We start from the raw sequence: 21,820 nt of genomic DNA on the forward strand, positions 1-21,820 counted from the left end.
TGGAATTACGGTAGCAGATATCAAAGCATCCATTTCGGTTGATGTATCAAGTGAAGATGAAGAAACAATCGTAACAGTACAACCACCAACTGTTGAGCCAGATCCAGAAGAAGAAACAGAAGAAGATGTTTCTGCTGATCAAGTAGAAGCAACGGAAGAACGTAAAGATGAAAATAAGGATGGTCGAGTAGAGTAATTCGATCTCTCCCAAAAGGTATAGCCATTATGGTTATACCTTTTTCGGGAGTATTATTGTTAGGGAGCAGGGTGAATATGAAGCTTATAGTAGGACTTGGTAATCCAGGATCAAAATATCCTGGAACACGACATAATATTGGGTTTGATATCCTTGACTATACAGCCAAGGAATTAGACATTGAACTTAATCAATCAAAGTTTAAAGGTGTATTTGGTACATACCTTCATAAAGGTGAAAAAATAATTTTCTTAAAACCACTAACATACATGAATTTATCGGGAGAGTCGGTTGCTCCCTTATTAAACTATTACAATATTCCTCTAGAGAATTTGCTTGTAGTGTATGATGATCTAGATTTGCCTGCGGGTAAGATTCGTTTGCGTCAAAAAGGAAGCGTTGGTGGACATAACGGAATCAAGTCACTAATCTCACATCTAGGTACAAATGAGTTTAATCGAATTCGGGTTGGCATCGATCGACCTGCTCCAGGTCATCAGATTATTGACTATGTACTTGGCGGATATCGTCCTGAAGAGAAGCAAGACATTCAAGATTCGATTGAACAGTCGTCAAAGGCAATAGAAGCGTGGTTTGATAAACCGTTTCTAGAGGTCATGAATACATTTAATTAAGCAACCTGTATAGCTCCTTTTGCCTCGGCTTATACTAACGGTAAGCAGAATGATGGCAAAAGAGGTGAATATATATATGGCTGTTCATTACACGTGCAAACATTGCCAGTCAGAGATGGGCACTCTTTCACAAACCGTTGAATCCGTTGACCTTGGAATTGATGTACTAGACACCGATCACCGCGCGGAAGTATTGACATATGGTGATAACGGTGATATACATGTGAGAGCAATATGTGAGCATTGCCACGAGGCACTCACCCGAAATCCGGCACTATATGAATTAGATTCTTTTATTCAGTAATGCATGATGATTAACATACATGAAGCTTTGGCGGGTTGTGCCAAAGCGTTTTTCTATTCAAAATAGCGTTATCATTGTCATAAGATTGAAGAAGTATGAGTAGCAATAAATAGAAGTGTGCACAAACCATTTATATAAGGTTTTAAGAAACAGGGGGATCCAGATGTTAGGATTGCAATCATATTTTATTAATAGTCAGGAGCTTAAAACAGTTTCGTCAAGTATGGATGCCGCAATGAAGGAGCAGCTGATCTCTGGATTAACAGGTTCATCTAGAACCTTAGCTATGGCATCCCTGTATCGGGAGACCAAAAGAAGTCAATTAGTTATTACTCATAATTTATACCAAGCTCAAAAAATCTATGAGGATCTAGTGGATCTTTTGGGAGACGAGCATGTTTATTTGTATCCAGTAAACGAATTGATCTCTGCTGAAATTGCGGTAGCAAGTCCTGAAATGAAAGCACAACGCCTTGACCTGTTGAACAAACTGGCTGAAGGCTTTTCTGGCGTGGTTATCGCGCCGCTTGCAGGAGTGAGAAGACTACTAACACCTAAAGAAATTTGGCAGGAAAGTTTTTATACCTTTCAAACGGGAACGGATATTACGTCTATTGATACCCTGCTTAACAAACTAATTCGCATGGGATATCGTCGAGTAGACATGGTTTCTGCTCCTGGAGAAATGAGTGTACGTGGTGGAATTATCGATTTGTATCCGTTAACAGAAGCAAATCCTGTACGAATTGAGTTATTTGATACTGAAATTGACTCAATCCGCACGTTTTCACTGGATACTCAACGCTCACTTGAAAATGTAGCAGAGCTAAAGGTTGGCCCTGCTGAGGAGATTATTTTATATGATCAGCATTTCTCTCACGCGGCGAGTCGCCTTGAGGAACAATTAGCCAGTACCTTAAAGAAGGTCTCTTCAAAAACAACAAGAGCTCAGTTGGATGAGAAGATTACATCTGATATCGACAAGCTAAAACAACGGACTAGCTTTGAGGGTATGTATAAGTACATGTCCTTGTATTATGATCAACCAGAATCATTGTTAAGCTATATGCCAGAAGATAGTATCTGTATCATTGATGAGATGAGTAGAGTAAAAGAGATGGCAGACAATTTACAAAAAGAAGAAGCGAACTGGAGTTTATCGTTGGTGGAGAACGGTGACTTAGTTCACGATGTGACGATGTCTGTAGATGTTTTACCAGAGCTACAAAAGTCAAAGCATCCAATCATTTATTTATCCTTATTTTTGAAGCATGTTCCGTCAACATCTCCGCAGAATGTGGTTAGTTTCTCTTGTAAATCCATGCAAAACTTTCATGGGCAAATGCAGTTGCTTGAATCTGAGGTAAAACGTTGGAAAAAAGCAGGCTATGCGGTTCTATTTGTTTGGTACAAAAGAGCGAGCAGATCGACTTTCCCTAAATTTAGAGGAAGAGGGCATTGATGTACATGTAGTAGACCGTGACACGGAATTGACGGAGGGCACGGTTCATATTATGCAAGGACAGCTTCACTCTGGTTTTGAATTACCGCTTCAAAAGCTAGTGGTTTTAACAGAAGAAGAGGTATTTGCTAAACAGACCAAACGACCTCAACGTCGTCAAAAGCTGACAAATGCCGAACGAATTAAAAGCTACTCGGAACTTAAAGTTGGAGACTTAATCGTGCACACCAATCACGGGATTGGGAAGTACTTAGGTATTGAAACGCTTGAGATTAATGGTCTTCACAAAGATTATCTACATCTTCGGTATGCAGCAAATGATAAATTATATGTTCCTGTTGACCAAATTGACCAAGTGCAGAAGTATGTCGGTTCAGAGGAAAAAGATCCGAAAATTTATGCGCTTGGTGGAAGTGACTGGAAAAAAGTTAAACGCAAAGTTCAATCATCAGTAGAAGATATTGCGGATGATTTGATTAAGTTATATGCCGAACGTGAAGCAAGCAAGGGACATGCTTTTAGTAAGGATGGTCACGAACAGCGTGAATTCGAAACCTCCTTCCAATATTCAGAAACAGAAGACCAACTTCGCGCAGCCGAAGAGATTAAAAAGGACATGGAACTTATTCGTCCGATGGATCGGTTGTTGTGTGGTGATGTTGGTTATGGAAAAACGGAAGTGGCTATTCGTGCTGCTTTTAAAGCGATTATGGACGGAAAACAAGTGGCGATTCTTGTGCCAACAACGATTCTTGCACAGCAGCATTATGAAACGATTATGGAACGATTCTCTGATTTCCCAATTAATATTGGAGTATTAAGCCGTTTTCGCTCGCGTAAACAACAAAATGAAACGCTTAAAGGTGTAAAAGCAGGCTCCATTGATTTAGTTGTGGGTACTCACCGGTTATTGTCCAAGGATGTTGTGTTTAAGGACCTTTCCTTATTAATCGTGGATGAAGAACAACGATTTGGTGTAACTCATAAGGAAAAAATCAAACACTTAAAAGCAAATATAGATGTATTAACTCTAACAGCAACGCCAATTCCACGTACATTACATATGTCGATGCTTGGCGTGCGTGATTTATCTGTTATTGAAACGCCGCCAGAAAACCGCTTTCCGGTCCAGACCTATGTGGTGGAATTTAATGAATCGTTAGTTCGTGAGGCGATTGAACGTGAGCTGGCACGTGGCGGACAGGTTTATTTCCTTTACAACCGAGTGGAGGACATTGAACGGATGTCTGAAAAAATTTCGATGCTTGTCCCAGATGCAAAGGTCAGCTTTGCTCATGGGCAGATGAATGAGCGGGAGTTAGAATCAATCATGCTTGATTTCCTTGAAGGAAACAGTGATGTTTTGGTGACCACAACCATCATCGAAACAGGTGTTGATATTCCAAATGTAAATACTCTGTTTATCTATAATGCAGATAAAATGGGACTTTCTCAGCTGTATCAAATTCGCGGGCGTGTTGGCCGATCAAATCGTGTGGCCTATGCGTACTTTACCTATCAGCGTGACAAGGTCCTGACAGAAGTCGCTGAGAAACGACTGCAAGCCATTAAGGAATTTACTGAGCTTGGATCTGGTTTTAAAATTGCAATGAGAGACTTAACCATACGTGGAGCGGGGAATCTACTCGGTGCACAGCAGCATGGATTTATTGAATCTGTTGGATTTGACTTATACTCGCAAATGCTAAAAGAAGCTATTGAGGAGCGTAAGGGAGAAAAACCAAAAGAGCCACCATTCCAGATGGAACTGGATGTGAATATTGATGCGTATATTCCAGAGTCCTACATTACAGATGCCAAACAGAAGATTGAAATGTATAAACGCTTTAAAGGCATTGAGGCAGTGAAGGAACTACAGGATCTGAAGGACGAGATGTTTGACCGTTTTGGTGAATATCCACGAGAGGTAAGCGACTTAATCCGCTTAACTAAGATCAAATTAATTGGTGATTCCGAACGGATTGAGAAAATAAATGAGAGCAAAGATCAGGTTACCGTCTTGCTTACAGAGGAAAGCTCCGAACGAATGGATGGGAGTAAACTATTTGACCTCGTGAACAAATTAGGTCGAGAGGTTTCACTCGGTACAGAAGGAAAGAAAATAAAGATTGTGATCAAAACAAGACAGCTTTCAAGCGAACAGCTGTTAGATATATTAGAAAAAGCAGTAGATGCCATTCCGCGTTCCAAAAAGAAGAAAAAGGCAGCTTCTCCAGCATCTTAACTTTCGAAAAATGGATGAGTGACTCAAGGCACTGAAACAAATTCATAAATTGGGGAATAGTTCTTATTTATAGACAAATACTACCTGTAACCCGAACTTGATTTTGTTGCCAAAAGTGTCCAGGGATTACACCATTGAAAGTGAGGAAACAAACAACATGAAAGCTACTGGAATTGTAAGACGTATTGATGATTTGGGCAGAGTTGTTATTCCAAAGGAGATCAGAAGAACCTTAAGAATTCGCGAAGGTGATCCATTAGAGATCTTTGTTGATCGAGATGGTGAAGTCATTCTGAAGAAATACTCACCAATCTCTGAGCTGGGTGATTTTGCTAAAGAATATGCAGAGGCATTGTATGGAAGCTTGAACCACCATGTCCTTATATCAGATCGTGATACCTTTATTGCTGTTTCAGGTGCCTCTAAAAAAGAATTTGCTAATAAAGCGATTGGTGAAGTAGTTGAGACCGCTATGACACAAAGAAAAACCAAGGTAGAATCCAATCCAGGTGAATATAATCTAGTCAGTGAGCATCATGATGATTATAAGGGATATGTCATTGCTCCAATTATTGCAAACGGAGATCCAATTGGTACGGTCATTATCTTTAGTAAGGAACAAACACTTAATGGAATACTTGAACAGAAAATGGCTGAAACGGCTGCTAGCTTCTTAGCGAGACAGATGGAATAGCAAAAAAGAACCGTTCTCTACTTGGATATACCAGTAGAGAACGGTCTTTTTTTATGATGAGGTATGTTTATTCATTTCCGATAAAATCACACTAATCGCATCCGTCTCCTGAGAGTCGGCCATTTTTTGCTTAAAGCTTACCTCGTTATCTTTTAGTTGAATAAGATGATTTAGAATGGCTTCTTTTGAAAGGTCTTCTTCTTCCAATGTTAAGCTATATCCTTTTTTCTCAAAGGATTTGGCATTTAAAATTTGATCGCCTCGGCTTTGGGCACGTGACAATGGAATAATAAGCATTGGTTTTTTTAAGGCTAGAAATTCAAAGATTGCATTTGATCCACCACGTGTGACGACATAGCTTGTCGCAGCTAGAATGTCAGATAGCTCATCATGTACATACTCAAATTGCTTATACCCACTTTTGCCTTCAAGGCTAGGATCAAGGTGACCCTTTCCACATAAGTGAACAATCTGAAAGCGTGTCAAAAGTTCTGGTAATGCCTCGCGTACCGCTTCATTTACGGCCTTAGAACCTAAGCTTCCGCCCATAATAGTGAGGACAGGTATGCTTGAGTGAAAGCCAAGAAAGTCCAGACCGCGCCCAGCATCGCCTTCAAATAGTTCTTTACGAATAGGAGAGCCAATTGCCTTTGTTTTATCAGCTTGGAAAATGAGCAGCTGCTTCATCAAAGGATGTAAAAATTCTTGTTGTAAATCGCTGAGCAAGCTTATTGGCAAGTCCTGGCGTTAAATCACTTTCGTGTAAAAAGACGGGAATCTTTAAGCTTGAGGCAGCAATAACCACGGGTACGGTTACAAAACCACCCTTTGAAAACACAAGATCAGGCTTTTGTTTTTTTAGTACCTTTCGTGCATCAAGAATCCCTTTTAACACACGAAAAGCGTCTGTTGCGTTTTTTAGGTCAATGTAACGACGTAGTTTTCCACTCGAAATGGAATGATATGGTACGGACGTACGGCTAATTAATTCTTTTTCAATACCTGTATGAGAACCAATATAGGAAATGTCCCATTCGTTTTGATTAAGTTGATCCATGATGGCGATATTAGGAGTGACGTGTCCAGCGGATCCGCCACCAGTAAAGACGATTTTTTTCATTTGAATTTCTCCTTATGCCACTCATCTGAGCAGGCGTTATCAAGAACAGCATATGGATGCTGTACCTCTTCACTTTACTTGAATTCCGTGTTCAGCTCAACCTTAGGATTAGCCATAGATGGCGATTTCGTGTGAAATTGAGTATGATAGAGACAGGTATCTACTGTTAGGAGGAAGGCGCTTGAATACAGAAGTGAATCGAGGGAAATCATTCCTTGGAGGCGCCGTTTTATTATCTGCCGCAGCTCTTTTGACAAAAATCATTAGTGCCGGTTATCGTATTCCATATCAAAATATGGCAGGCGACTTAGGGTTTTATGTATACCAGGCAAATCTATCCGTTTTATGGTTTTATGGCCATTGTTTCGCTATATGGATTTCCGATTGTTCTGTCGAGACAGCTCGCAGAGAACAATCAAGATGTAAAAGCAACAACAGGTCTGTACTTTGTAGGATTATTATTATTCTCTATTGTAGCCGTTGTGCTGATGGTGGGTTTGGCTCCATGGCTTGCTGTGTGGATGGGTGATCCCGCTTTAACAGATGTCTTACGAGTGACTGGATTTTCATTTTTATTCTTACCCTTTTTAAGTGTGGCAAGAGGTGCGACCCAAGGCCAGAGAGAGATGCTACCAACTGCTGTTTCGAATGTAGGGGAACAGCTAGTGCGAGTGACGGCCATTTTGCTTATTACATATCTACTCATGAAAACAAGTGCAGATGCCTATCAATTAGGATCTGGAGCGATATATGGCTCGTTACTTGGTAGCTTTACAGGAGTCATTATCTTATTTGCGTATATGAAAAAGATGCAAATTTCACTTGGGATTAACGAATTAAAGAAATTCACATTAAGGAACGCGATAAATCGAATCGGCTCACTTTTAGCACAAAGTGTGTTTATCTGTATGAACGCTCTTGTACTGATCTTTTTCCAGTTTGTTGATGTCTTCTCAATGATTCATTTACTGCAGAATTTTGGAGTCAGCGAAATGGAAGCTTATCAGCTTAAAGGCATTTATGATCGAGGGCAACCACTCATTCAATTAGGCACTATTTTGGCAACAACACTTGCTTTGGCGATTGTTCCTGCGATGGCACAGGCGAGGGCTGAGAAAAATAGCAAAGCGGTTCTCGGTTTTCAGGATATGGCTCTTAGACTGGCGCTGTTAATAGGTGGAGCCGCAACAATTGGACTTGTGGTTATTATGGACCCACTGAACCATATGCTGTTTACGGATCAACAAGGTACAACGTTCTTGCGAGTACTTGTGCTCTCGATTGCGCCATGCTCTGTTTACTTAACAGCTGCAGCCATATTACAAGGCTATGGAAGCATTCGAGTACCGGCTATCATTATAGGGATCGGTCTTGTTTTAAAATTGCTTGCCAATGTTGTATTGATTCCAATGTATGGAGCAACAGGTGCAGCCGCTGCTTCGACCATAGCTTTCACCGTGATGGCGTGTCTTGGTCTCTATTTTATTAAACAAGTATCTGGCAAGCTATGGAGACATACCATGCCGTATCTAGCGTTGCTAATTACCCTTATTTTGTTGACGATAGTGACGACTATATGCGCTTGGTTCATTTCAGACTGGATAGGTACTGGACAAAGGCGACTGGTTGATACAGGAACGGCACTAGCTATTAGTGGAGTTGGTGGATTGGTTGTTCTTATTTGTTTGATTCGCTTACCGATCTTTACTGCGAGAGAGTGGGAGCAGGTACCAAAGTTAAAGAAGCTACGAGCGATCTTCACAAGTAGGAAGGAATGAATGAATAAATGGGAAAAATATATGTAATAGGACTTGGCGCGGGGGATTTAGATCAAATGCCATTAGGGCTTTACCGGCATATTAAAGAAACCAAATCCCTTTTCGTACGTACAGAAGATCATCCTGTCTTAAAGGAATTAGCAAATGAGGGACTTACGTGGACGTCATTTGATGATGTGTATGAAAGCCATGATCAATTCGAGGCTGTGTATGAAGAAATTGCAGAGATCTTATTTAAACAAGCGGGAAAATCGGACATTACATACGCTGTTCCGGGGCATCCTTTTGTAGCAGAACGCACGATCCAGCTATTAGTAAAGCAAGCAGAAGCGCGTCTCGTAGAGCTTCAGTTTCTTGGTGGGACTAGCTTTCTTGATTCTATGTATACGGCTCTTCAGATTGATCCGATTGAAGGCAGCCAAATTCTCGACGGCACAAGTTTTAAACGGGATGAATTCCAACTAACCCAGCACCTCATTATTGTTCAGGTGTATGACGCAATGATTGCCTCAGAAGTGAAGCTGACCTTAATGGAGAGGTTGCCTGATGAATATGAAGTCGTTGTTGCGACAGCGCTTGGCTCCTCTGAAGAAAGTTTACTACGTGTTCCGTTACATGAGCTGGATCGAGTGACAACACTAAACAACCTAACGGCAGTATACGTGCCACCTGTACAAGACGACACGTTATTAAGAGAAGAATTCTCGACTTTAAGACAGGTTATTGCTACACTTCGAGGACCAAATGGCTGCCCATGGGATAAAAAACAAACACATGAGTCGTTAAAACCTTATTTAATTGAGGAATCCTATGAGGTGCTTGATGCAATCGATCATGAAGATGACGATCATCTCGTTGAAGAGCTAGGAGATGTTCTGCTACAAGTGATGTTACATGCCCAAATTGGTGAGGATGCGGGTTGGTTTTCAATTCAAGACGTACTCGCATCCGTGACAAATAAAATGGTGCGCAGACATCCTCATGTTTTTGGAGAGGTAGTTGCTGATACCGCAGAAGAAGTCGTGAGTAACTGGGATGCGATTAAGCAGCAAGAAAAAGGGAAAAAGGATGCCGGTCGACTATCAGGTATTCCAAAAGGTCTTCCAGGTTTAATGAAAGCTATCTCCTTGCAAAAAGCTGCAGCTAAGGTAGGTTTTGATTGGACAGAAGCAGAGCCTATTTGGAGTAAACTAGATGAAGAGCTTGAGGAGTTTAAAGCAGAGCTTACTCATGGTGATAGGCAGAAGATGGAGCAGGAGCTTGGTGATGTACTGTTTACGCTTGCAAATGTAGCTCGTTTTTATAAAATTGATGCAGAGCAAGCTATTGCTTCAACAAATACTAAGTTTCAGAGACGCTTTGAGTATATGGAAGATAGCATAAGTAATAATGGAAAGCAGATGCAAGACCTACGTATAGATGAGCTTGAAGCGATCTGGAAGGAAAGTAAAAAATACGATAAATAAAGGAGAATAACTATGAGACTAGATAAATTTCTAAAAGTATCAAGACTGATTAAAAGAAGGACCCTTGCAAAAGAAGTATGTGACCAAGGCAGAATTACGATTAACGGGAACCAAGCGAAAGCAGGTTCAGATGTAAAAGCAGGGGACGAGCTTGTTGTTCGTTTTGGCCAGAAGCTAGTCACGGTCAGCATTAATGAAGTGAGAGAAACCAGCCGTAAGGACGACGCTGATAACATGTATACAATCGTAAAAGAAGAGCCGGTGAACGGATGATGAAGGCTTTTATTTTTGATATGGACGGTGTCATCGTGAATAGTGAACCTCAGCATATTGAGGTCGAAATTGCGACTGCAGCCCGTTACGGGGCAACGATCACGGAGGATGATCTCTCCAAGTATATGGGGATGGTCAGTCCCGAGATGTGGAGTCGCGTTAAGAAAGAGCACGGTTTGAATGGTGAATTAGAAGAAATTCTTGAACACCAAATCACAGAAAAGCTGAAACGCTTAAAAGAATCTGATCTTGAACCGATCAAAGGAATACCAGCATTAATGAAGAAACTCTCAGAGCGAGACGTTCCAATGGCTGTAGCCTCTTCGTCCCCACGTGTTTATATAGAAGCAGTCCTTACTAAATTTGGCATTCTAGATCAGTTTGTTTCTATTATTAGTGGAGAAGAAGTGGAGCAAGGTAAACCAGGCACCGCATATCTACTTAGAAACGGCGTCGGTACTTGGTGTAGATCCAAAGGATTGTGTGGTACTCGAGGATTCACACAATGGTGTGCGCTCAGCAAAAGCTGCAGGCATGACATGTATCGGTTATTTGGCACCGGATGCAGGTAGCCAGGATTTAGCGCAGGCGGACACAATTGTTCACTCAATAGACGAGATCGAACCAGATCATTATTAAAAGCACAGCCGAGGAGGTATGCATATGTTGCCGCATCTATTTGGATCTGTGCACCTGCTTTTTTACAAGGACAATGAAGTCCTACTGCTACAAAGGCAGAATACAGGATTTGAAGATGGAAATTGGAGTGTAGTTGCAGGCAAAATTGATCCAAATGAGGATATGTTAACAGCTGTGCAGCGAGAAGCAAAAGAAGAAATAGGTGTAGACATTCAGCGCCAAGACATAGAGGTTGCAGGCGTTTTGCATCGATTATCAGGCGAATTAAATTGGGTCGATTTCTTTGTGAGAATAACCAAATGGGAAGGCTCACCTTTTAATGCAGAGCCTGAAAAAAGCTCAGCACTTGAATGGTTCCCTATAAATCAGATGCCAGAAAATACAATTCAATATGTAAAAGATGCAATCGAAAAAGAAGACATCCACATGTGGTATGACAGCGACGGTTGGACCTAGACCATTATTATGAAAGGAGTTCTCCTCGTGAAAATAGGATTAGTCAGGCATTTTAAAGTAACAAGAGGGTATCCCGAGCATCGTTTGATATCTAGTAGCGATCTGATTAGATGGGTCAAAGAATATGATGAATCCGAAGTAGAGGAGAATTCTGTTGATCTAGGTTCCGTGAATTGGAAGAGCTGTTATTCAAGTGATTTGCCGCGAGCTCGTACAACAGCAGAAACAATTTATTCAGGTGAGATTAATGAAACAAATAAGCTAAGGGAAATTAACTTGGTTCCGCCCTTTAAGGCATCATTCCGTTTGCCACTTTTTCTACACCTAATTATGATACGACTCGCGTGGCTCTTTAAACACTCTTCTCAACCTGAAAACAAATATGAGACTAAAAAGCGATTAGATGATGTGATTGCGCAAGCAGAAGCAGAAGGGAAAGATTGTCTCATTGTTAGCCATGGTGGTGTAATGGATATTATGCGAAAAAACTTACGCAAACGAGGGTATAAAGGTCCATACTTTAAAGTTCCAACTAACGGGAAGTTGTACTTATTTGAGAAGTAGAAATCGATGTTTGGGATCTTTAAGGTCGCTTTCTGGATGTCTGGCCGACTCCTCATAATGTAGGAACGGGTAGTTATCCCCTCTCCTAAACGAGTCCGGCGTACGCTATTCATTTATATATTTCTCCATTTGTTTTTCCAGCCGAGCTAATCTCCTGTGTACAGCAATAAACATAGGTGCATATGCAATCATGATGATAATCAATAGACCCATTGTTATCCTCCCTTTATTCGGTTTCCTTATGATTCGCCACATTATTCAGGAACCCTTTTTCTGATAAACAAAAAATCCGAGCAATCGTGTCAATGTCATCGCATTGACAGAACTGCTCGGATTTTTTAATTTTAGACGATGTCCATTCATGTATTATTTCGAAAGCGAGGCCTGACGTGTCAGGACAAACTCCTTTTTCACTGCAGGTTTCTTTGTGGCATAACCGTTTTTGTAATAGCTTATTACTCTCGAGGTTACGGCAATAGATAATACGGAAAAGAATCCTTTGATGAATCCAATCGTATATAGGCTTGTGAGTACAACCATTAAATCAAAGACAAAGTTTGTTTTACCTGGATCAAAACCATAACGCTTTTGCAGAAATAAAGCTAAAATGTTTGAACCACCAAGGGATGCACTATTTTTAAACAATAAACTCAGGCCAATTCCGATAACAAATCCACCGGCTATAGCGCCTGCCCAATATGGAATTGAGAATGCGGGTAACCAAGTATCAATTCCTGTTAGCAGTGACAACATCGTAACAGATAACATCGTCGTCACAGTAAAGGACAGCCCCATTCTGAGCATTGAGAACAGATAAAATGGGATGTTAATGAGAAAAAACACGAACGAAAACGGTAGATGTGAGAGGTAAGCAATACTGAGTGATAGGCCTGCAGTTCCACCAGTTACTAGATCTGAGTGTTTAAGAATTACCACACCAAAAGCGGCTAATAAACAGCCAATAAAAATCAAGGTCCAACGCTTCATATGATTGTCGCTCCTTCCGAACATTTTCTTCTATTATTAGAATATCGAAAAGAGAAGGATTCGCGCATAATACTATGAAGGAATATCTAACAAAAACCCTGTATTTTGAAGTCATTTAAACTATAATGATACTAAAATGAAGGAGGAGAGAGATTGGACACTATAGATCGGAAAATTATCATGGCTATTCAAGAGGACTCACGAATGACAGTTAGTGAGCTTTCCAAACGATTGGCACTAAGCCGTCCAAGTACAGCAGAACGTTTGGTTAGACTAAAGGAGAAAGGAATTATTGAAGCGTTTACAGCTAGAATTTCCCTTACTGCGATTGGTAGAGACATGATGCTGATTATTCAAGTGGGAGCATTAAAGGTGTCAATTCATGAGTTTGAGGCTATGATACAAAAAGAAGAATCAATCATTGAGTGTCATCGAGTAACAGGTGAAGTCAGCTACTTTTTAAAAGCAGCAGTGAGTGATATGAATAGTATGACCATGTTAATTGATCGGCTGATCCCGTTTGGGAACATTAATACATCCACTGTCCTTACCTCTCCTGTTCCATATCGGGTTATTTCTCCTTGATTAAAAGGAAATACTCGTATCGTTGTAGAATACATAAGACAATCAGAAAGGGTGTTTAATATGAAATTTTCAAAGATGCAATATGAACGTCCAGAAAAAGAAGAAGTAGAAAAAACGTTTACGGAGCATATTCAATTATTTAAAGAATCAACATCAGTGGAAGAGCAGGTTGAGGCGTTAAAAGCGATCCAAGATTATTCGAATTGGCTTGATACACAAGCGAATCTTGTTTCAATTCGCCACTCGATTGACACCGAAGATGCATTTTATAAGGCAGAGAAGGAATACATAGATGAAGTGATGCCTGTGATGCAGGAGTTTACGACGGATTATTATCAAGCGTTGGTTGATTCACCGTTTCGAGCTGAACTTGAAGAAAAATGGGGAAGCCAGTTATTTAAATTGGCCGAGCTAAAGCTGAAAACATTTAACCCAGACATTATTCCAGAGCTTCAGCTTGGAGAATAAGCTAACAACGGAATACGGACAATTAATTGCTTCAGCTAAGGTTGAATTTGATGGGGAGGAGCGAACATTAGCGCAGCTCACACCATTTGAACAATCAACAGATCGGCAAGTACGTAAGCAAGCATCCACAGCTAAATTTGGTTTTCTGGCAGAGAATGAGGAGCAGCTAGATCGAATTTATGATGATCTGGTACAGGTACGTACACGTATGGCACATAAGCTCGGTTATGACAATTACGTAGAACTTGGTTATGCACGTATGACTCGTACTGACTATGATGCAGAAATGGTTGCGAACTTCAGACAGCAAGTCCAGGATTATATAGTACCAGTAGCTACAAAACTGCGAGAGCGGCAGCAAAAGCGTATCGGTGTTGATACCCTCAATTATTATGATGAGAATTTTACTTTCCAAACAGGGAATGCAAACCCTAAAGGAGATGCCGACTGGATTATTGAAAATGGAAAGCTAATGTATAAGGAGTTATCTCCAGAAACAGATGAGTTTTTTACGTATATGATTGAAAATGAGCTTATGGATTTGTTAAGTAAAAAAGGTAAAGAGAGTGGAGGGTACTGTTCATTCTTACCAGAGTATGGGTCCCCGTTTATTTTCTCTAACTTTAATGGAACCTCTGGAGATATAGATGTACTCACACATGAGGCAGGACATGCTTTTCAGGTTTTCCAAAGTCGTCATTTAGGTGTACCGGAATACAGCTTCCCGACCATGGAAGCAGCAGAGATTCACTCGATGAGCATGGAGTTTTTTGCGTGGCCATGGATGGAGCATTTCTTTAAAGAGGATACTGAAAAATATAAGTTTGCGCATTTGGCCAGTGCGATATTATTTATCCCATATGGCGTCGCGGTTGATGAATTCCAGCATTTTATTTATGCCAACCCGGAAGCGTCTCCTGCTGAAAGAAAGCTTTATTGGAGTAAACTTGAAGAGAGATATCTACCTCATCGTAACTATGATGGAAACAGCTATTTGGAAGCAGGAGGATTTTGGCAGAGACAGTCTCATATCTACCAAGTTCCGTTCTACTATATTGATTATACCCTTGCTCAGATCTGCGCGTTGCAGTTCTGGAAACGTATGAACGACGATCAGCCAGCCGCATGGAGTGATTACCTCAATCTGTGTCAAAAGGGAGGCAGCTTATCCTTCCTTGAACTTGTTGAAGTGGCAGGCTTACGTTCGCCATTTACCGATGGCACGGTTTCGTCCGTGATTGGGGAAATTGAGGCTTGGTTAGACGGAGTGAACGATCAGAAGTTATAAGTCTTATAATAAAATAGGACAGGTGAACTGGACATGGTCTAGTTCACCTGTTTTTTCTTTGTGTTCTACATTTGAAACAAGCATTTTCTTTGGTAAAAGCCCAATTATCGGAATAAGCTAAATTCTCTTTCTTCTAAAAGATCTATCGCTTATAATGAATACTTATACATAGAAAAGTAGAGAGAAGGGAAACAAGTGGAGACAAGAAATCCTACAGCTATTATTGATCAAAGTAAAATCAGGCCGTTTCATATCCTGTTTATTTTCTGGCTCTTTTTAATTATTTTATTTGACGGATATGATGTGGTTGTATACGGAGCAGTGGTTCCATCTCTTATTGAAGAGTGGGGCATTACTGATTTGTTAGCAGGTTCGATTGGAAGTTATACCGTTATCGGAATGGCTATCGGGACAATCTTATGCGGCATTTTAGCAGATAAGTTTGGTCGTAAAAAGGTCATCATTGGTACAACTCTCTTATTCAGCTTATTTACAATTTTATCTGGCTTTGCTCCTAACGAGTATGTTTTCATCGTTTTTCGAGTGATTGCCGGTTTAGGACTAGGTGGAGTGATGCCCAACGTCATTGCGTTAACAACCGAGTATGCACCTAGACGGATCCGTGCTGCGTTAATCTCATTTGTTTTTTGTGGCTATTCCTTAGGTGCAATCATTGCTGCACTAACGAGTCGAGCGGTATTACCTGAATTCGGCTTGGCAGCCTGTGTTTTGGCTTGCGGGGATTCCAATTTTGTTTCTTCCTTTTCTACTAAAGCATATTCCTGAATCGATTGTGTTTCTGTTATTAAAAGATCGTGAGCAGGAAGCAAAACAAATTCTACAAAAATTAGCTCCGGACGAAGACTTAAGCAATGTGAAACTGGAAAAGCCAGTTCTTCCTAAATCAGGTTCGCCGGTTGTTCATTTATTTAAAGAGAAACGCTCCTTCAGTACTCTAATGTTTTGGACATCGTGTTTTTGTGCTTTTGTGTTGATCTATGCATTAAATACATGGTTGCCAACCCTGATGATGCAGGTTGGAAATGACTTAAGCTCGAGTTTGCTCTTTACTGCGGTATTGCAGTTGGGTGCAATAGTTGGAACACTTATTTTTGGACGTGTGGTGGATAAGGTAGGCTTTAAAAAAGTCATGGTTCCACTGTTTTTCACCGGAGCTGTAGCATTATCCTTTGTAGGCATGACAACAAATGCAGTGATTGTGTTTGCCCTACTGGCTATCATTGGAGCCTCTTCGTTAGGTGTGCAAAATCTCTCAAATGCATTTGTTTCTCAATATTATCCTTCCACAATGCGTTCCACGGCACTCGGAAGTACCATTGCCTTTGGTCGTATCGGTGGGATTGTAGCTCCGACTTTTGTAGGCATTCTGTTAACGATGAATCTACAACCACAGTTTAACTTTATGGCACTAGGAATAGCAGCACTTATTGGTGGAACTGCGATGATCTTTGTACAGGAACAGTATGCTGCCTATACAAAAGATACATCTAATCAATCAGTTGAAAAATCAGCTTAAGATGAATGGCTTGTACAGGAAATTAATAGATTAAAAAACCGAATCATCATCATGATGGTTCGGTTTTTGTCCGTTAGAAATAAGAGAGAAAGGTATCACTACAGACATACACTCCCCCATCCCGGTAGTGGCGAGTCTGCAGATTACCCCTCGCTCGACTTTATAGGATATACATAAACTTCAATTCCAGCTTTGTTTTTATAGGAAACCCTCTCAGTAAATGCTAACCTAGATATTAGAATAGGAGGAGGATCATGGATAAGCATAAAAGGAATATCTGGATTGCATTTATTGGGAGCGTCATCATTATTGCTGTTACAGTTGTAACGATCATACAAATTAGCAGGAATCATCAAGAGAATATGGCTATTATTGAGCAGTGTTTTGAAAAGTTTGAACAAGAAGGTAGCGTTGTGGTGGTAGAAAAGAAAAGCTTCTGGTCGCCAGTGACTTGTGAAAAGAACTAGTCTATCCATTATCTCTTTCCAGATGAGAAAAACCTTGTTATAATTAAGAATGAGAATCATTTTTAATGAAAAGTTAGTCAAATAGATGTAACAAGGTACGAATCAGGAGGGGTAGTTGTGGCTAATCACGAAGATGTTTACGATGTGACCATTATAGGCGGAGGACCTGCTGGATTATATAGTGCATTTTATAGTGGAATGCGTGATATGAAAACAAAAATTGTTGAATATCAAGCTCAGCTTGGCGGCAAGATTTTGCTTTATCCAGAGAAAATCATCTGGGATATTGGTGGTTTACCACCCACTCCTGGTCAACAGGTGCTGACAAATCTAAACGAGCAAGCAAGAACCTTTGAACCAACTATCTGCTTAAACGAACAAATACAGGAGCTAATACGACGAGAGGATGGAATCTTTATATTAAAAGGTACATCTGGTGAGACTCATTATTCAAAAAGTATCGTGCTGGCAGTGGGTCACGGCATCTTCAAAACAGCTAAGCTGGAAATTGAAGGAGCAGACCGATATGAAGTGACTAACTTGCATTATACTGTGCAGCAGCTTGATAAATTTAAGGATCAACATGTAATTATTTCTGGGGGAGGGAACTCCGCTGTTGACTGGGCAAATGCACTTGAGCCAATTGCAGCTAGTGTCGCAGTGGTACACCGCAGAGATGAATTCGGAGGACATGAAAGCAATGTTAAGCAGATGAGGGCCTCCTCTGTTGACGTGTTAACACCTTATTGTGTAGAAGAATTACATGGTGATGAGGCAGGCACTGCAATCGAACGGGTGACACTAAAAGATCTTGAAACAGAAGAATGTGTTGAACATCAGGTAGATGCAGTTATTGTGAATCATGGTTATAAGATGGATCTTGATTTCCTGTTAGAGAGCCCTTTAGAGTTTAAAACAAACGAAGGAATTCTAGCTGTAAATGAAAAGATGGAAACAAGTGTACCTGGAGTTTTCGCAGCGGGTGACTTAGTGAATAATGACGGAAAACTGCGTCTCATTGCTGGTGCCTACGTTGATGGAGCTAAAGCCATTAATCAGGCCAAATTATTTATCCAACCAGACGCTACAGAACAAGCTTATGTATCCTCTCATAATGAGCGGTTTAAAGAGAAGAATAAGGAATTGCTCAAAAATGAAAAGCTTGTACATGCAGGAACACATTAAAAAAGAAGAGACGCTGCCACGTCTCCTCTCTTTTTGAGGTTTATCGTACCTCAAATGTCTTACAATCGGTTTCTGCAGAGTCTTTTGCCTTTGATTTATCATGGTGATTCACCACATAAATCTCTGAAGCTCCGCAGTGATTGTCTCCAAGCCCAATGCAAACAGCTTGAGACTTCACACAAAATTTGTTGTGCCATTTTACAGCACCTCCTGTCTTTAATGGATGGACCACCAGGAAAAAACAGAACTGCAAGCACAAGATAAAGCCTACTATTCGGGCTTTTTTTTTGTGACCGGGTGATAAAGCCGGTCGAACGTATCATATCAAATCGAGATTCCACAAGCAAGAAACGCATGGAAATTTTTACAATAGACGTGTTTGATGTGCGGACGATTTTTATCATATATTCATACGATATAATGTGTAATAATAAGAAGAGATAAAAAACGAGCGACAGCAGGGGAAAGATGAAAGGGGAGAGAAAGTTTGTTTGAGGCAGTTATAGATTTCTTAAGGGATTTTGGAGCATGGGGTTTGTTTATTCATTCCTTTGCAGATGCTGTTATTTTTCCGATCCCGGCATTCTTTCTACAAGTATCACTCAGCCTGATTAATCCTTCTCAAGCATTGTGGCTTGCAACAGTTGGTTATGTTGCCTGTATGTTAGGTACACCTCTTGGGTACTTAATCGGGCATTATTTGGGAGATTCGGTTCTTCAAAAACTACTTAAAAAAGATGCACTGCAAAAGGCGCAAACGTTATTTACTAAAAATGGAGAAGCAGCTATTCTAATTGGTGCATTCACTCCGATTCCTTTTAAAGTGTTTACGATAATGGCAGGAGCAATGAAGTTTTCGTTATGGAAGCTGATTGGATACGCTGCAATTGGCCGAGCGGTTAAGTTTTATGCAGTTGGTTTTTTGTTTTACTTCTACGGGAGAGCCGCAGAGAACTTGATTGATTCATATCTTACGTATATCTTTTTAGGAGTTGCTGTTTTACTCTTTATAGGACTTATGATTAAAAGAAAGATCCAAAAGAGCAAACGCTTAGAGATGGATGTTGAAGCTACTAAGGAGAAAGCGGTTAAATAGTGATATGACCTTTATGTAGCGCTCTGGCTTTAGCGGCACGTCGCGCAAGTCGGGGCGTGGACCTAGATATGATTATAACTGCTTAAAACAAAACCCCCGCATCACTAGTCTAGTGGTCGGGGGTTTTTGTTCATCCTTATGCTGTAAGAAGGCTTAAACTCTTTTTAAGTCTTATACCTGTGTGCGGAAGCGTTCTAGAAAATTCCGTAGTCGATCGCTTTTTGGATTATCTAGGACGTCGCTTGGTTTACCGTGTTCTACTAACTGTCCGTCTGCTATAAATACAATGCGGTCAGAGACTTGCCAAGCGAAGTCCATTTCATGTGTTACAAGAATCATGGACATGTCGCCTTGCTGAGCAAGGTCTTTGATAACAGCAAGTACTTCACCTACAAGCTCAGGGTCAAGAGCTGAGGTAGGTTCATCAAACAGCATAACCTTAGGCTGCATAACCAAAGCACGGGCAATGGCTACACGTTGTTGCTGACCACCAGAGAGTTGAATGGGATAGTTATCAACCTTATCACCAAGACCAACCTTCTCAAGCATTTCCCTTGCACGAGTTTCAGCTTCTTTCTTTGATAGACCTAGGACGTGAATAGGAGCTTCTGTACAGTTTCTTAAAATAGTCATATGAGGGAAAAGGTTAAAGTGTTGAAAAACCATTCCGACATTTGAACGAACTTTTCTTAGGTGCTTTTCATCCGCATCCGTCCACTTACCCTTTGCTTGCATTTTCCACAAATTTTCGCCTTCAACGATGATATCCCCACCTGTTGGTTTCTCAAGTGTCATCAGCATGCGAATAATAGTTGTTTTACCAGATCCACTTGGTCCGATAATGGATACAATTTCACCTGGATCTACATCCAGTGTGAAATCCTTCATGACTTCTAATTCATCAAAGGATTTTTTGATCCCTTTAAATTGTACAATTGGCTGTGTCATGTTGATGTCTGCTCCTTTTCAACTTTTTTGGCTTTTCTGCTAATACGGTTATTCATTCGTTTTTCTGCGTAACCAACAAGCAGAGAGGATGGATAACTGAGTAGAAGGAATAACAGACCTACAATCGTATAGACCTCAGTATACTGGAAGTTTGAAGCACCCAGTTCACGTGCGGCTGCAAGCATTTCATAAACAGAGATAGCCATTAGTAGTGGCGTTTCTTTAAATAAAACAATTAAATAATTGCCCATCATTGGGATAACCGGTGGGATGGCCTGAGGTAAAATGACTTTTACCCATGTTTTTGTTCGGCCGAAGTTAAGAGCGCGGCTTGCCTCCCATTGACCTTTAGGTACAGAATTTATCCCTGATCGATAGATTTCTGATAAGTAGGTGGCATAGTGAATGCCGAGTGTCGCTATTCCTGCTGTAACAGCACTCATGGAAACACCAACAACTGGAATTTGTGGCCATGCATAATACACAAAAAACAGTTGAACAAGTGGTGGTGTACTTCGGACAAATTGTACAAATCCAAAAACTGTCCACGCTAGTGGTTTAAAGGATGAGCGACCTAACAAAGTTAGCACTAAGCCAAACGTTACTGAAACAAGATACGCTCCAAGTGTAATGCCGAGTGTAACAAACATGGCACGAAAGATGACTGGGAATGCGTCTGCTACTACCTGCCAATCAATCATGTGCTAGCCACTCCCTTCGATGCTCGCTTCTCGAAATATTTAGAGAGAAGAATAAGGGGTAGGGCAACAAGGAAATACATCACTAATAAGATGGAAAAAACGGGTAGAGCGATGCTATAATCGGCTCCACGTAAGTTTTGGCCCCAATACATCATGTCCTGCAACGTTATTAAGGCAACAAGAGATGTTCCTTTCAAAAGCTCAATTGAGTTGTTTGTTAAGCCTGGAATCATTGTTCTAAATGCTTGTGGAAGAATAACACGAAACATTTGCTGTCTGCTTGTCATATTTAAGGCAATGCCAGCTTCTGATTGTCCTTTTGGTACAGAAAGGATAGAGCTTCTCACAATCTCTGATCCGTATGCTCCATAGTTTAATCCTAATGTAATAACACCTGCAAGGAAAGGATCTAAACGAATACCAAAGGCTTCCGGTAATACATAGAACAGCCAAAACAGCTGAATTAACAAAGAGGTACCTCTAAAAAACTCTACATAGATCATTGTCCCAACTCGGACAAATTTGTACTTTGATACTCTTGAGATCCCAGCAATAAAGGCGATGGTGAAAGCAAGAGCGGTTGCCGTTAAAAGAAGTGAAACAGTCGTTGGCAATCCTCGTATGAGTACCTGTACAATGTCTGCTGTGCTCAAAATTTGTTCACTCCTAACGGTTCAATTAAACAAAAACAGGGATATCTCGTAGAAACTCAATCACATGGAGCTT

General features: G+C 40.6%; 21 protein-coding genes and 4 pseudogenes. 19 read left to right on the forward strand and 6 right to left on the reverse strand.

Features of this window, described 5'->3' with window-relative positions; genetic code table 11:
• The first annotated feature begins 4 nt into the window (after positions 1-4).
• From NDM98_RS14205 to spoVT, 5 genes and pseudogenes are all read left to right on the forward strand, one after another.
• On the forward strand, positions 5-196 hold the full coding sequence (locus tag NDM98_RS14205) for a hypothetical protein (RefSeq protein WP_251609153.1): 192 nt from the start codon (positions 5-7) through the stop codon (positions 194-196).
• 77 nt (positions 197-273) lie between these two features.
• Positions 274-831, forward strand: coding sequence for an aminoacyl-tRNA hydrolase (pth, locus tag NDM98_RS14210; RefSeq protein ID WP_251608782.1), 558 nt, complete (start codon positions 274-276; stop codon positions 829-831).
• A gap of 76 nt (positions 832-907) precedes the next feature.
• On the forward strand, positions 908-1,135 hold the full coding sequence (gene fin / locus NDM98_RS14215) for an anti-sigma-F factor Fin (protein WP_251608785.1): 228 nt from the start codon (positions 908-910) through the stop codon (positions 1,133-1,135).
• 163 nt (positions 1,136-1,298) lie between these two features.
• A pseudogene (mfd, locus tag NDM98_RS14220) lies at positions 1,299-4,842 on the forward strand (transcription-repair coupling factor).
• Positions 4,843-4,999: 157 nt separating this feature from the next.
• Positions 5,000-5,536, forward strand: coding sequence for a stage V sporulation protein T (spoVT, locus tag NDM98_RS14225; protein WP_251608788.1), 537 nt, complete (start codon positions 5,000-5,002; stop codon positions 5,534-5,536).
• Positions 5,537-5,587: 51 nt separating this feature from the next.
• Here spoVT and murG read toward each other — a convergent pair.
• Positions 5,588-6,656 (reverse strand): annotated as a pseudogene (murG, locus tag NDM98_RS14230) (undecaprenyldiphospho-muramoylpentapeptide beta-N-acetylglucosaminyltransferase).
• A gap of 317 nt (positions 6,657-6,973) precedes the next feature.
• On the opposite strand from murG, the gene NDM98_RS14235 reads away from it, so the two are divergent.
• The 7 genes and pseudogenes from NDM98_RS14235 (at position 6,974) to NDM98_RS14265 (ending at position 11,832) form a co-directional block, all read left to right on the forward strand.
• Complete coding sequence (locus NDM98_RS14235; protein ID WP_251608791.1) at positions 6,974-8,434, forward strand: polysaccharide biosynthesis protein; 1,461 nt, start codon at positions 6,974-6,976, stop codon at positions 8,432-8,434.
• Positions 8,435-8,442: 8 nt separating this feature from the next.
• Positions 8,443-9,900, forward strand: coding sequence for a bifunctional methyltransferase/pyrophosphohydrolase YabN (yabN, locus tag NDM98_RS14240; protein ID WP_251608794.1), 1,458 nt, complete (start codon positions 8,443-8,445; stop codon positions 9,898-9,900).
• Positions 9,901-9,912: 12 nt separating this feature from the next.
• Entirely contained in the window at positions 9,913-10,173 is a 261-nt protein-coding gene (locus NDM98_RS14245; RefSeq protein ID WP_251608797.1) for an RNA-binding S4 domain-containing protein, read from the forward strand.
• Positions 10,174-10,193: 20 nt separating this feature from the next.
• Positions 10,194-10,553 (forward strand): annotated as a pseudogene (locus NDM98_RS14250) (HAD family hydrolase); the annotation flags it as partial.
• Positions 10,554-10,656: 103 nt separating this feature from the next.
• A complete protein-coding gene (locus NDM98_RS24475; protein WP_251608800.1) occupies positions 10,657-10,812 on the forward strand; it encodes an HAD family hydrolase in 156 nt (51 codons plus the stop codon).
• Between the two features lie 24 nt (positions 10,813-10,836).
• The gene (locus NDM98_RS14260) at positions 10,837-11,268 is read left to right on the forward strand and encodes an NUDIX hydrolase (RefSeq protein WP_251608802.1); all 432 of its coding nucleotides are present in this window, start codon (positions 10,837-10,839) and stop codon (positions 11,266-11,268) included.
• A gap of 27 nt (positions 11,269-11,295) precedes the next feature.
• Complete coding sequence (locus NDM98_RS14265; RefSeq protein WP_251608804.1) at positions 11,296-11,832, forward strand: histidine phosphatase family protein; 537 nt, start codon at positions 11,296-11,298, stop codon at positions 11,830-11,832.
• 366 nt (positions 11,833-12,198) lie between these two features.
• Here NDM98_RS14265 and NDM98_RS14270 read toward each other — a convergent pair whose 3' ends face one another.
• Complete coding sequence (locus NDM98_RS14270) at positions 12,199-12,819, reverse strand: YitT family protein (protein ID WP_251608806.1); 621 nt, start codon at positions 12,817-12,819, stop codon at positions 12,199-12,201.
• A 153-nt stretch (positions 12,820-12,972) separates the two neighbouring features.
• Between NDM98_RS14270 and NDM98_RS14275 the strand changes: the two genes are divergently transcribed.
• The 6 genes and pseudogenes from NDM98_RS14275 (at position 12,973) to NDM98_RS14295 (ending at position 18,349) form a co-directional block, all read left to right on the forward strand.
• Entirely contained in the window at positions 12,973-13,404 is a 432-nt protein-coding gene (locus NDM98_RS14275; protein ID WP_251608808.1) for an Lrp/AsnC family transcriptional regulator, read from the forward strand.
• A gap of 60 nt (positions 13,405-13,464) precedes the next feature.
• Positions 13,465-15,160 (forward strand): annotated as a pseudogene (locus NDM98_RS14280) (M3 family oligoendopeptidase).
• A 195-nt stretch (positions 15,161-15,355) separates the two neighbouring features.
• The gene (locus tag NDM98_RS24685) at positions 15,356-15,946 is read left to right on the forward strand and encodes an MFS transporter (protein WP_373370384.1); all 591 of its coding nucleotides are present in this window, start codon (positions 15,356-15,358) and stop codon (positions 15,944-15,946) included.
• On the forward strand, positions 15,912-16,697 hold the full coding sequence (locus NDM98_RS24690; RefSeq protein ID WP_373370385.1) for an MFS transporter: 786 nt from the start codon (positions 15,912-15,914) through the stop codon (positions 16,695-16,697). The genes NDM98_RS24685 and NDM98_RS24690 overlap by 35 nt, the downstream gene beginning before the upstream one ends.
• A 254-nt stretch (positions 16,698-16,951) precedes the next feature.
• Positions 16,952-17,164, forward strand: a complete 213-nt coding sequence (locus tag NDM98_RS14290; RefSeq protein WP_251608809.1) for a hypothetical protein — start codon at positions 16,952-16,954, stop codon at positions 17,162-17,164.
• Positions 17,165-17,281: 117 nt separating this feature from the next.
• On the forward strand, positions 17,282-18,349 hold the full coding sequence (locus NDM98_RS14295; protein ID WP_251608812.1) for an NAD(P)/FAD-dependent oxidoreductase: 1,068 nt from the start codon (positions 17,282-17,284) through the stop codon (positions 18,347-18,349).
• Positions 18,350-18,389: 40 nt separating this feature from the next.
• On the opposite strand, the gene NDM98_RS24695 is transcribed toward NDM98_RS14295, so the two are convergent.
• Positions 18,390-18,464, reverse strand: a complete 75-nt coding sequence (locus tag NDM98_RS24695; RefSeq protein ID WP_373370414.1) for a hypothetical protein — start codon at positions 18,462-18,464, stop codon at positions 18,390-18,392.
• A gap of 372 nt (positions 18,465-18,836) precedes the next feature.
• Between NDM98_RS24695 and NDM98_RS14305 the strand changes: the two genes are divergently transcribed.
• Positions 18,837-19,445 (forward strand): YqaA family protein, encoded by a 609-nt coding sequence (locus NDM98_RS14305; protein ID WP_251608816.1) that lies wholly within the window; start codon positions 18,837-18,839, stop codon positions 19,443-19,445.
• A 171-nt stretch (positions 19,446-19,616) separates the two neighbouring features.
• Here NDM98_RS14305 and ehuA read toward each other — a convergent pair whose 3' ends face one another.
• The 3 genes from ehuA to ehuC are packed head-to-tail and all read right to left on the reverse strand — an operon-like array spanning position 19,617 to position 21,747.
• The gene (gene ehuA / locus NDM98_RS14310; RefSeq protein WP_251608819.1) at positions 19,617-20,393 is read right to left on the reverse strand and encodes an ectoine/hydroxyectoine ABC transporter ATP-binding protein EhuA; all 777 of its coding nucleotides are present in this window, start codon (positions 20,391-20,393) and stop codon (positions 19,617-19,619) included.
• A complete protein-coding gene (ehuD, locus tag NDM98_RS14315) occupies positions 20,390-21,094 on the reverse strand; it encodes an ectoine/hydroxyectoine ABC transporter permease subunit EhuD (RefSeq protein WP_251608821.1) in 705 nt (234 codons plus the stop codon). Before ehuD ends, ehuA begins: the two co-directional genes overlap by 4 nt.
• Complete coding sequence (gene ehuC, locus NDM98_RS14320) at positions 21,091-21,747, reverse strand: ectoine/hydroxyectoine ABC transporter permease subunit EhuC (protein ID WP_251608824.1); 657 nt, start codon at positions 21,745-21,747, stop codon at positions 21,091-21,093. Before ehuC ends, ehuD begins: the two co-directional genes overlap by 4 nt.
• Positions 21,748-21,820 lie beyond the last annotated feature (73 nt).

The sequence above is a fragment of the Alkalicoccobacillus plakortidis genome (assembly GCF_023703085.1).
Taxonomy (GTDB): domain Bacteria; phylum Bacillota; class Bacilli; order Bacillales; family Bacillaceae_D; genus Alkalicoccobacillus; species Alkalicoccobacillus plakortidis.